A 10,245-nucleotide genomic window follows, 5' to 3' on the forward strand; every position below is an offset into this window, starting at 1 on the left:
CTTGGGCACCGGCGCGGGGCGCGGCTTCTCGGCAGCCTTGGGCTTGGGCGGGGCAGGGCGTTCGATAGCCTTGGGCGCGGGCGGCTCGGGCCGCTTGACCGGAGGCGGCGGCGCGGGTTCGGGCTCGCTCGTCGCGGCGGGCGCGGCCTTTTCGACCGTCGGCGCAATCTCGGGCGCGGTTGCGGTTGCGGCCTCGACATTGGGCGTGGGCGATTCGGACTCCAGCCCCACCTCGTCGGTCAGCTGCACCTCGATCGGCTTGACCGGCATCTTCAGTTCGCTGCGGCTGGCAATGCCCAGCGACAGCGCAGCAAACAGCGCGACATGGCCGACCACTGCCACCGAAAGCCCAAGACGCTCGCTTTTCTCCATTCCTGTGCTCGTAAGCCTTTCTGCCTGGCCGGTTATGGGCGGTCGGATGAACCGGTGGTGACCAGCGATACGCGGTTGAGGCCTGCGCGGTTCAGCTCGCCCATCACCAGCATCACCTTGCCGTAATCGAGCGAGCGATCGGCACGCAGCATCACCTGCGGGGCATCGCCATTGTCCTCGCCGCGCTGCTTGCGCAGCGCCTCCAGCGCATCGGGCAGGTCGTCCATGCTGACCTGCGCATCGTCTATGAACGCCTGGCCCTCGGCATCGAGCGAGATCTGCACCGGTTCCTTTTCCTGCTCCAGCGCATTGGCGCGGCTGTCGGGCAAGTCGATCGGCACGCCCGCGACCAGCAGCGGCGCGGTGACCATGAAGATGATCAGCAGCACCAGCATCACGTCGACGAACGGGGTGACGTTGATCTCCGCCATTGGCGCGCGCGAACCGCCGCGCCGCCGACCGCTTCCGCCCGAAGGTCCCACAGACATGCCCATCAGAAGCTGTCCTTTTCGAGCTCACGGCTGAGTTCGCCGTGGAACGCGTCGGAGAAGCGGAAGAGCTTGCCCTCCAGCTTGTTCAGCCGGTGCGAGAAGCGGTTATAGGCGATGACCGCCGGGATCGCCGCGAACAGGCCGATCGCGGTCGCGAACAGCGCCTCGGCAATACCTGGCGCGACGACCGCGAGCGAGCTGTTCTGCTCGGCGGCGATCGCGGTGAAGCTGCGCATGATCCCCCATACGGTGCCGAACAGGCCCACGAACGGTGCGACCGATCCGACCGTGGCAAGGAAATTCAGCCGATCGGAAAGGGTGTCGATCTCGTGGCCCACGCTCGATTGCATCGCGGTGGCGAGCCGCTGGCGCGCGCCGTCGCGATCGGTGACGCGGCCCTTGGTGGTGCGCCGCCACTCGGCGACACCGGCGGCGAGCACGCGCGCACTCGGCAGCTTCTCGTGCCCGCGCGCCTTGTAGAACGCGTCGATATCGCCCGCCTTCCAGAAATCCTGCTCGAAGGCGGTGTTGTCCTTGCCGATCTTGGCGATCTTCAGCCCGAAGCTGATGATGATCGTCCACGTCCAGATGCTGGCCAGCGCGAGTCCGATCATCACCAGTTTGACGACGAGATCGGCCTGCATGAACAGCTTGAGCGGCGACAGGGTGACGGCATCGGGGGTCAGGCCCATGGTATCGATCATAGCGGGGACGGATCTTTCTGGTCGGTAGCAAGGATGGTGTTGAACGCCTCCACCCAGGCGCGCGGCTGGCGGATGGGGCGCCCCTCGGGGTTGATGAAGGCAGCGGTAACCTCTGCCTCCAGCAGTGTCTCAAACGATTCGACGACAGATTGGCTGCGCCGGATGACTCGTTGATGAATGATGCACGCCGCAGCGCGCAGCCTTGTGACCTGGCTCATCACGATCAGCGCATCGTCCATCTTGGCCGGGCGCACGAACTTGAGCGCCATGTCGGCGACCGCATAGACGCCATTGCCGGTTTCGAACGTGCCGCGCTGGTCGATGCCGAGGCCGCTCAGCATGTCCGAACGGGCGCGCTCCAGATAGCGCAGGTAATTGGCGTGATAGACAATGCCTGAAAAATCAGTGTCCTCGAAATAGACGCGCAGCGCGAAATAGTGCGTGCGCCCCTCGAACCGGCCAGCGAACGGGATGATGTCGGGAGGAACCATGGCCATCCGCTTAGAGTCTTTGCGACATCAAAGGCAAGGCTTGGCTGCCCGCATTGGAACATTAGTGCCAATTGGCTGCTGCATTTTGCGCCCGACATTGCTATGGGGCGCGGCCCGGCGTACCTTGCCGGAGATATTTTGGAGTGAATGACGTGGCAGGCAAGTGGACCCCCGATAGCTGGCGAACCCATGAGGCGCGGCATATCCCGGCGTATCGCGATGCCGCTGCGCTGGCCGATGCCGAGGCCACGCTCAAGACCTATCCGCCGCTGGTCTTTGCGGGCGAAGCGCGCAGCCTGGAGAAGGAACTCGCGCGCGTCGCCGCTGGCGAGGCGTTCCTGCTGCAGGGCGGCGATTGCGCCGAGAGCTTTGCCGAATTCCACCCCAACAACATTCGCGACACCTTCCGCGTGCTGCTGATGATGGCGGTGGTGATGACCTTTGCCTCGAAGCGCCCGGTGGTGAAGCTCGGCCGCATGGCGGGCCAGTTCGCCAAGCCGCGCTCCGCGCCGACCGAGAAGCAGGGCGAAATCGAGCTGCCCAGCTATTTCGGCGACAATATCAACGGCATCGAGTTCGAGGCGGCAACGCGCGAGCCCGATCCCGCGCGCATGGTCCGCGCCTATTCGCAGAGCGCGGCGACGCTCAACCTGCTGCGCGCCTTTGCCAGCGGCGGCTATGCCAGCCTGCAGCAGGTGCAGCAGTGGATGCACGATTTCATGGGCCGCAGCCCCTGGGCCGAGCGCTATGCCGAGACGGCGGACCGGATCAGCGAGGCGATGGACTTCATGCGCGCCTGCGGCATCAGCACCGATACCGTGCCGCAGCTTCAGGGCACCAGCTTCTACACCAGCCACGAGGCGCTGCTGCTGCCGTTCGAGGAAGCGATGACCCGGCGCGATTCGCTGACCGGCGACTGGTACGATACCTCGGCGCATTTCCTGTGGATCGGCGACCGTACCCGCTTCGAGGGATCGGCGCATGTCGAGTTCCTGCGCGGCATCGGCAACCCGATCGGCATCAAGTGCGGGCCGAGCCTGAGCACCGATGCGCTGCTGAACATGCTCGACACGCTCAACCCCGCGCGCATTCCGGGCCGGATGACGCTGATCAGCCGCTTCGGGCACGACAAGGTCGAAGCAGGTCTCGCCCCGCTGGTGCGCGCGGTGAAGAAGGAAGGCCATCCGGTCATCTGGTCGTGCGACCCGATGCACGGCAATGTCGTGAAGTCCGAGAGCGGCTTCAAGACGCGGCCGTTCGAGCGGATCATGGCCGAACTGCGCGGCTTCTTCGCTGTGCACCGCGCCGAGGGCACGCATGCCGGCGGCATCCATATCGAGATGACCGGCCAGAATGTCACCGAATGCACCGGCGGCGCGATCGCGATCACCGACGAGGCGCTGGGCGACCGCTATCACACGCATTGCGACCCGCGGCTCAATGCCGCCCAGTCGCTCGAAGTCGCCTTCGAGGTGGCCGAGATGCTGAATGCCGAGGTCGCAGCCTCCACCCGGAAGGCGGCATGAGCGAACGCCGGGTCATCGTCCAGAAGGAGGTCGTCCGCAACGGCGTCGGCTTTGGCAGCGCGCTCGCCATCGCAATCAGCTATACCGCGCACAAATCGGTGCTCTGGGCGATCATCCACGGCTTCTTCTCGTGGTTCTACGTGGTGTACTTCCTGCTGACGCGGGATTGATAAACAAGGTGGTCCCTTCCCTGGCCAGGGAGGGGCAGGGGTGGGTCGTCTGCGCCACGTTTGCGCCTGGACGCATTACCCACCCCCAACCCCTCCCTTGCAGGGAGGGGAGTCAGGATTGAGCAAGGGGAACACATGACCATCCGCCGTTTCATCGCCACGCTCGCGCTCAGCGCCAGCCTCGTCGCGCCTGCATTCGGGCAGGATGCCGCTGCCGCCAAGACCGCGCTGGCGGGCGATTATGACCGGATCGTCAAGGAACTGATCACCATCACCGAAATCCCCGCGCCGCCGTTCGGCGAACAGGCGCGTGCGGCCTATTTCGAGCAGCAGTTCAAGGCGCTGGGGCTCGCCGAGGTCGCGATCGATGCCGAGGGCAATGTCACCGGCATAAGGCGCGGTACGGCCCCGGCGGGCGGGCCGCTGGTCGCGATCACCGCGCATCTCGACACCGTGTTTCCCAAGGGCACCGATGTGAAGGTTCGGCGCGAGGGCAATACGCTCAACGCACCGGGCGTCGGTGACGATACGGTCGGCCTGACCGGGCTGCTCGCGTGGATTCGCGCGATGAACGCCGCCAAGGTGGAAACGAAGCACGACATCCTGTTCGTCGCGACAGTGGGCGAGGAGGGACCGGGCGATCTGCGCGGGGTGCGCTTCCTGTTCACCAAGAACGCCTACAAGGACCGGATCGCCGCGTTCGTCTCGGTCGACGGGTCGGATCCGTCGCGCATCGTCAACCAGGCGGTGGGTTCCAAGCGCTACAATGTCGCGTTCACCGGCCCCGGCGGGCACAGCTATGGCGCGTTCGGCATCGTCAACCCGATGGTCGCGATGGCCGATACCGTGCGCCGCCTTTACGAGACCGATGTGCCCGCGAACCCGCGCACCAGCTATGCCGCCAGCGTGGTATCGGGCGGCACCTCGGTCAATTCGATCCCCGACCGGATCGAGCTTCAGGTCGACATGCGCTCGCCCGATCCCAAGGCGCTCGACCGGCTCGAGCAGCGCTTCCTGGCGATCGTCGACGAGGCGGTGACGGCGGAAAACTATGCCCGCTCGACCAATGTCGGGACGATCGCGGCGGACAAGAAGCGGATCGGCGACCGGCCCGCGGGCAGCACGGCGGATACCCATCCGCTGGTCGTCACCAGCCGCAAGGTGCTCGCCGATCATGGCTTCGAAACGCAGCTCCAGGCCTCCTCGACCGATGCCAATATTCCGATGAGCCTGGGCATCCCGGCGATCACCATCGGTTCGGGCGGCGGCGGTGGCCGCGCGCATTCGGTCGATGAATATGTTAACATCGAGCGCAACGCGTTCATCAACGGGCTCTCGTCCGGTCTGGCGCTGGTGGTCGCGGTGGCCAATCTCGACTGGACGAAGAAATGATCCGCGCGTCGGCGCTGGTCGCGGCATTGTTGCTGGCGGGATGCGCCTCGCCGGTGGTGACGCGGGTCGATGCCACCGCGCCGCGGCCGCTGCCGCCGCGCGCCAGCTTCGAACTGGTCGCCATGTCCGATGACGGTGACATCTTTCCCGGCCAGGCGCGCGACATGGTCGCAGCCGCACTGCGCCAGCGCGGCTGGAACCAGCAGGCAGGGGGGGACTATCTGCTCGCGGTGACGCTGGCCGAACGTCCGGCGAGCATCGCGGTCAAGGCCGGCGATGATCTGGGCAAGGTTGCAGGCACCATCGCCCCGGCAGCGGATCGCAGCAACAACAGCGGCTGCGCCAGAAGCGACCATCGGCTGACGATCACGCTGACCGAGCGCGTGACGGGCGATGTCGCCTTTGCGAGCGACGCTTCCGAATTTCACTGCAGGGCGCGGCTCACCGACAGCCTGCCGCATCTGGTCAGCGCTGCCGTCGACCGGCTGGATGTCGGCCCGGGCAGCGTCCAGATCGCGCGCAAGGGCACGCGCTAGTCGGGATCGTCCAGCGGCAGCGTCAGCTCGAATGCCGCGCCGCCGTCTGCAGCATTGTGCGCAGCAATCGCGCCGCCATGGCGCTGCACCACGGCCGCGACATAGTTGAGACCCAGCCCGATGCCCTTGACGGCGTGACCGGCGTTCTCGCTGGCAAAGCGTTCGAAAAGGTGCGGCATGATTGCCGGGTTGATGCCCTTGCCCTGATCGCGAATGCTCAGCCGCACCTGCCCCGACACGCGTTCTATCTGCACCGTGACCGTGCCGGAATCGGGGCTGTATTTCACCGCATTGTCGATCAGATTGACGATGGCGCGGAACAGGCTTTCGCGTTCGGCAGCGACAAAGGCGCAGTCGCTTTCGTCGATGACGCGGATCTGCACAGCCCGCTGCTGGGCGATCGGCCACAGGCTGTCGGCGGCCTCGCTGGCAAGGTCCGCCGCGATCACCGGCTCGGGATCGAAACCCCGCTCCTGCATGCGGGCGAGATCGACGAAGCTGTCGGCGAGGGTTAGCGTCTGGCGCGCATGCCGTGCGATGCGCGCTCGGTCGACCGTGTCACCATCTGTCGCCAGCAGGACCAGGATCGCAGCCTGGGGCGCGCGCATGTCATGCGACAGCAGTTGTAGCACCCGCTCGCGCTCGCGCCGCGCATGGGCGATGACAGTGATGTCGGTAAGATAATCGATCCTCCCGCGCGTTTGCCCATCGGCCCCGACAATCGCAGCGCGGCGCAGCACGAACGCGCGGCCGTCGCTTGCCTCGAACTCGATATGGCCGCTGTCCGGGTTGGCGAGATAGGCCGCGACCGGCTTGCGTGCTGCCGCCTCGGCAATATCGGCAAGCAGGCTATCGACCTCCGCCCCGAGCAGCCCGTCGCCGAAAGCGGACGTTGCTGCAGCATTGGTGAGCACGATACGACCCGCCAGATCGCTGACCAGGGCCGGATCGGGCAAGCCCGCCAGCGCATCGCCGACCAGCCGCTTGAGATCGCGCAACTGGGCGATCGCGCCGGCCAGCTGTTCGGCCTGACGGGTCACATGGTCGCTATCGCCTGCCATGGAGCGGGTGAGGGGAAGCGACTCTTCGTTCTCGAGCCGGGCGAGCTCGCTGCGCATATAATCGCTGGTCGCCTGCAGCCTGCGCCAACCCCATAGCGGATAGACAAGCGCTATCCCCAGCAGTGCGGGGCAGGGCGCGATCCACCAGTTCGCCGCCAGTGCCGCAGTGCTGAGCATCAGTGTCGCCAGCATCAGTCCGATCGCGAGCAGGCTCGCGGCGCGCGGGCGGATGCGCCAGAAGCCGAGCATCAGCAGCCAGGCCGGAGCAAGCGCGAGGGCGATCTGCAGCGGGCGCGGGAGCGAATGCACCCAGCCATCCTGCAACTGGGCGTTGGCGATGTTCGCGTTGATCTCCACCCCCGGCATGTTGCCGCCATCGGATACAGGCACCGGATAGCGATCGCCCAGGCCCTGCGCTGTCATGCCGATCAGCACCCTGCGGCCGGCGAGGAGAGCTTGCGGCACCTCGCCGCGCAGCACGCTGACATAGGAAATGGTCGCAAAGCTTTCGGGTGGAGCAAAGCGCAGCCGCCGTGCCGCATCGCAATCGGCGGCCTGTCCGCGCAGTGCCATCAGGTGCGGCAGCGGTGCGCTATCTTCCGTGGCGGAAAAGCACAGCGCCGCAGCGCGCACGGTGCCGTCGGCGTCGATTTGCGCGTTCGCATGGCCGATGGCAGCGGCCCTCCTGGCAAGTGCGTCCACCGGATCGATCCGCTCGAACGCCTGGCCGTTGCGACCGGGGATGAGGAATTGCACCGGGAGACGCACGCCGAGGCGCTGCATGGCTTCGGCCAGCGCAGGGTCATCGGCGGAAGGCTCGGTCAGCAGCAGGTCCATCGCTACCGATTGCAGACCCGCATCGGCGAGCTGCTGGAGCAATTCCGCATGCAGGCGGCGTGGCCAAGGCCAGCGGCCCAGCGCGGCCAGGCTCTGCTCGTCGATCGCGACGATCAGGATATCCGGATCGGCTTCGGCCGGGGCAGCGCGCATCGCGGCATCGTAGAGCAGATCGTCGGCGGGGCGCGTCCAGCCACCGAGCAAAGCGGCGATCACGAGCACCGACGAGAGCGCCGTGACCCAGACCCACTCGATATGGAAGCGACGGCGCAATCCTGCCGATCCGCCAGCTGCGCCCTTCCTCGGCTCATTCACCAAGGACGAAGCTCTCCATCGCGGTCCAGTCGGTATCGGTCTCGTCTTCGCTGTGCGTCGTCGTGCCGACCCGCCAGAGGTAACGGCCTGGCGACAGGTCGCTCAAGATGATCGAAGATCCGGCCAGCCCCGCTTCATCGACCAGCCAGCTCGGGCTGTCCTCGCGGCGCAACTGGAAGCGGTAGCGCCGCATGCCCTCGCCCGAACCAATCCATCGGAAGACATAGCCATCCTGACCGGGCACCGCCGGCTGGGTGGCGGTGGCCAGCCTCCGCCGGAAGGCGATGGTGCCGGGCAGGCCTTCCAGTCCCGATGCGGCAATCGCCGTGAACCGGGCAAAATAGCGGCCATTCCCGAGCGAGGGCACAGTAAAATCCGGGCTGTTGCCGGACACATCCTCGACAATGTCCACAAAACCGCTGTCGCGGCCTATCTGCAACCGATAGGCTTGCGCACCGGCCACGGGCTGCACCGTAAAGGCAACCATCGGAGCGCGCTGGACACCTGCTCCGCCGATCAGTTGCGGCGCGGGCAGTAAGGGCTCGACGGCAATAGCGCCGCTGCTGCCGATCACCGCGCCGAACTCGGGCGCGAGCTGTGTCTCCTCGGCCGATCTCGCCTTCAGCGCAATGCCGCCCTCGATGAGCTCGGATCGAGAGGTTTCGGTGCCGGCATCGAAATGCGTGCGGAAATCGGTTCCGCGAACGGCAGATACTGCGATCGGGTTGCGCAGGCGGAAGCGGTCGTCGCGGTTGCGGAACGGCGTAACACGGCTACGGGCCGATCCGGTCTCCAGCGTCAGGTCGTAATCGATGCTGTCGGTGATCAGCAGCTTGCGCAGCCGCCCGATTCTCAGCGCGCTGTTGGACGGCAGGGTGATGACCGAACCATCGGTCAGCGACAGCGAGAGCGAGGAGGCAGGCCCGGTGGTCACGCGCGCGCCTTCGCCCAGTGCCTGACCCATGGCAACGCTGCGCAGTGGAGCATTGGCCACCGATGCGAGCGCCTGGCCGCGAAACGCGGCGATCGTCGCGCTGGCCGGGCGCGATCGCAGCAGACGGATCGGCAGTGACAGCTGGCTGGCGATCGGCAGCTTGTAGGGATCGGCCACGCGGTTGATCCGCTGGACTTCCTTCCAGTCGGTCTCGCGCAGCATGTAATCGCGGGCCAGCTGGATCAGCGTGTCGCCCTTGCGCACGGTATAGGTGACCGTGTCGTCATCGCGCACCTGTGCCACCGCTGGCCCGGCCACGGCCAGGCCGCCGGCGAGCAGCATCAGCAACATCAGCCAGAACGTCGGCGCGGCACGCAGGGTCATCCGGTTGCTTCAGGGTCCTTGGATGGATCAGTCGTTTCGAGCCGATAGCCATAGCCGAAAACGGTGAAGATGCGAAAACCGTTTTCCGGCTTGAGACTGAGCTTCGATCGGACCCGCGAGATGTGCATGTCCAGCGTGCGCGTGGCGAGATCGGCGCTCGTGCGCCAGATCGTTTCCATGATGTACGCGCGCGACAGCGTGCGGTCGCGGTTGCGGAACAGCAGGTCGGCCAGCTCGAATTCCTTGGCGGTGAGCACGATATCGGCGCCATCATGGCGGATCGTCTGGGCCATGCGGTCGAGGCGATAGCCGCCGAACTCGGCGATCTTTTCCATTGTCGCGCCGCCATGCGTGCGCCGCAGCACCGCTGCGATGCGCGCGGCAATCACGCTTTCCTCCTCGGGCTTGCAGATATAGTCGTCGGCCCCGGCATTGAGCGCATCGGTGACGTCGCGCTTGGCGGTGCGCGCGGTCAGCATGATCACCGGCGGGGGGCTCTCGACCGTCGTCTGCATCCATTCGACGATCTGCAGACCGGACTTGCCAGGCATGTTCCAGTCCAGCATGACAAGATCGAACGTATCCCTCAACAGGGCAGCCGCCAGCCTTTCTCCGTCGCCGAATTTGGCGCAGATATGACCCATGCCAATGACAACGTTTTCAAGAAAGGCGAGACTGCCTGCGTCATCATCCGCGATTGCGATGCGCATCAAATTCCCCCGACATGCGCCCGGATTGGTCTTAACTCTTGTTAAGCATGCAAATGCCTGTTTTTGCGGTAATTGGCGAGTCCCCTCGTATACGTTTTTACATAGCTTTACACGCGGATGGTCTCAGGGCGGCGGAATTCCGGGACTTTGCGCATCCAAACCGATCAAGAATTGACATCAGAGGATAAGATGAACCCGAGCAAAGTTGATATTGGATATATTTACTCCACTTTTGGTGTGGCCATTCCGGAAGGTAATCGGGAGATATTCAGCCCGGTAGACGGCCTGACGATCGGCGGTTTTACGCCCGCCTCTACGGACC

10 protein-coding genes and 1 pseudogene are annotated in these 10,245 nt (G+C 65.5%); 4 read left to right on the forward strand and 7 right to left on the reverse strand.

The annotated features are described in order from the left end of the window. From AX735_RS16745 to AX735_RS16760, 4 genes and pseudogenes are all read right to left on the reverse strand, one after another. Window positions 1-372 (reverse strand): annotated as a pseudogene (locus AX735_RS16745) (cell envelope biogenesis protein TolA); the annotation flags it as partial. 32 nt (window positions 373-404) lie between these two features. After that, window positions 405-866: a protein TolR gene (tolR, locus tag AX735_RS16750; RefSeq protein ID WP_066282508.1), complete on the reverse strand. Its 462-nt coding sequence runs from the start codon at window positions 864-866 to the stop codon at window positions 405-407. Beyond that, the gene (tolQ, locus tag AX735_RS16755) at window positions 866-1,567 is read right to left on the reverse strand and encodes a protein TolQ (protein WP_066282511.1); all 702 of its coding nucleotides are present in this window, start codon (window positions 1,565-1,567) and stop codon (window positions 866-868) included. Before tolQ ends, tolR begins: the two co-directional genes overlap by 1 nt. Next, entirely contained in the window at window positions 1,564-2,064 is a 501-nt protein-coding gene (locus AX735_RS16760; RefSeq protein ID WP_066282518.1) for a YbgC/FadM family acyl-CoA thioesterase, read from the reverse strand. Before AX735_RS16760 ends, tolQ begins: the two co-directional genes overlap by 4 nt. A 146-nt stretch (window positions 2,065-2,210) precedes the next feature. Here AX735_RS16760 and AX735_RS16765 point away from each other — a divergent pair, with 146 nt between their 5' ends. The 4 genes from AX735_RS16765 (at window position 2,211) to AX735_RS16775 (ending at window position 5,682) form a co-directional block, all read left to right on the forward strand. Next, window positions 2,211-3,584, forward strand: coding sequence for a class II 3-deoxy-7-phosphoheptulonate synthase (locus tag AX735_RS16765; protein WP_066282545.1), 1,374 nt, complete (start codon window positions 2,211-2,213; stop codon window positions 3,582-3,584). Then, window positions 3,581-3,754, forward strand: a complete 174-nt coding sequence (locus AX735_RS26000) for a hypothetical protein (protein ID WP_167348196.1) — start codon at window positions 3,581-3,583, stop codon at window positions 3,752-3,754. The genes AX735_RS16765 and AX735_RS26000 overlap by 4 nt, the downstream gene beginning before the upstream one ends. A 135-nt stretch (window positions 3,755-3,889) precedes the next feature. Continuing rightward, window positions 3,890-5,146 (forward strand): M20/M25/M40 family metallo-hydrolase, encoded by a 1,257-nt coding sequence (locus AX735_RS16770; RefSeq protein ID WP_066282520.1) that lies wholly within the window; start codon window positions 3,890-3,892, stop codon window positions 5,144-5,146. After that, entirely contained in the window at window positions 5,143-5,682 is a 540-nt protein-coding gene (locus AX735_RS16775; RefSeq protein ID WP_066282523.1) for a hypothetical protein, read from the forward strand. The genes AX735_RS16770 and AX735_RS16775 overlap by 4 nt, the downstream gene beginning before the upstream one ends. On the opposite strand, the gene AX735_RS16780 is transcribed toward AX735_RS16775, so the two are convergent. Genes AX735_RS16780 through AX735_RS16790 form a run of 3 tightly spaced genes read right to left on the reverse strand, consistent with a single transcriptional unit; the run spans window position 5,679 to window position 9,923 of the window. Beyond that, window positions 5,679-7,895, reverse strand: coding sequence for a CHASE2 domain-containing protein (locus AX735_RS16780; protein WP_156447531.1), 2,217 nt, complete (start codon window positions 7,893-7,895; stop codon window positions 5,679-5,681). The two genes, AX735_RS16775 and AX735_RS16780, sit on opposite strands and share 4 nt — an antisense overlap. Continuing rightward, on the reverse strand, window positions 7,888-9,213 hold the full coding sequence (locus tag AX735_RS16785; protein ID WP_066282535.1) for a FecR domain-containing protein: 1,326 nt from the start codon (window positions 9,211-9,213) through the stop codon (window positions 7,888-7,890). The genes AX735_RS16780 and AX735_RS16785 overlap by 8 nt, the downstream gene beginning before the upstream one ends. Beyond that, window positions 9,210-9,923 carry a response regulator transcription factor gene (locus AX735_RS16790; RefSeq protein ID WP_066282540.1) on the reverse strand — a complete coding sequence of 238 codons (714 nt, stop codon included), beginning with the start codon at window positions 9,921-9,923 and terminating at the stop codon, window positions 9,210-9,212. Before AX735_RS16790 ends, AX735_RS16785 begins: the two co-directional genes overlap by 4 nt. Window positions 9,924-10,245: the final 322 nt, after the last annotated feature.

Source organism: Blastomonas sp. CCH1-A6, assembly GCF_001556365.1.
Classification (GTDB): Bacteria; Pseudomonadota; Alphaproteobacteria; order Sphingomonadales; family Sphingomonadaceae; genus Blastomonas; species Blastomonas ursincola.

Bases quoted from the DNA above. Each gene is read 5' to 3' on its own strand.
- tolQ (WP_066282511.1), bottom strand. From the start codon at position 1,567: ATGATCGATACCATGGGCCTGACCCCCGATGCCGTCACCCTGTCGCCG.
- AX735_RS16775 (WP_066282523.1), top strand. From the start codon at position 5,143: ATGATCCGCGCGTCGGCGCTGGTCGCGGCATTGTTGCTGGCGGGATGC.
- AX735_RS26000 (WP_167348196.1), top strand. From the start codon at position 3,581: ATGAGCGAACGCCGGGTCATCGTCCAGAAGGAGGTCGTCCGCAACGGC.
- AX735_RS16785 (WP_066282535.1), bottom strand. From the start codon at position 9,213: ATGACCCTGCGTGCCGCGCCGACGTTCTGGCTGATGTTGCTGATGCTG.
- tolR (WP_066282508.1), bottom strand. From the start codon at position 866: ATGGGCATGTCTGTGGGACCTTCGGGCGGAAGCGGTCGGCGGCGCGGC.
- AX735_RS16790 (WP_066282540.1), bottom strand. From the start codon at position 9,923: ATGCGCATCGCAATCGCGGATGATGACGCAGGCAGTCTCGCCTTTCTT.
- AX735_RS16770 (WP_066282520.1), top strand. From the start codon at position 3,890: ATGACCATCCGCCGTTTCATCGCCACGCTCGCGCTCAGCGCCAGCCTC.
- AX735_RS16760 (WP_066282518.1), bottom strand. From the start codon at position 2,064: ATGGCCATGGTTCCTCCCGACATCATCCCGTTCGCTGGCCGGTTCGAG.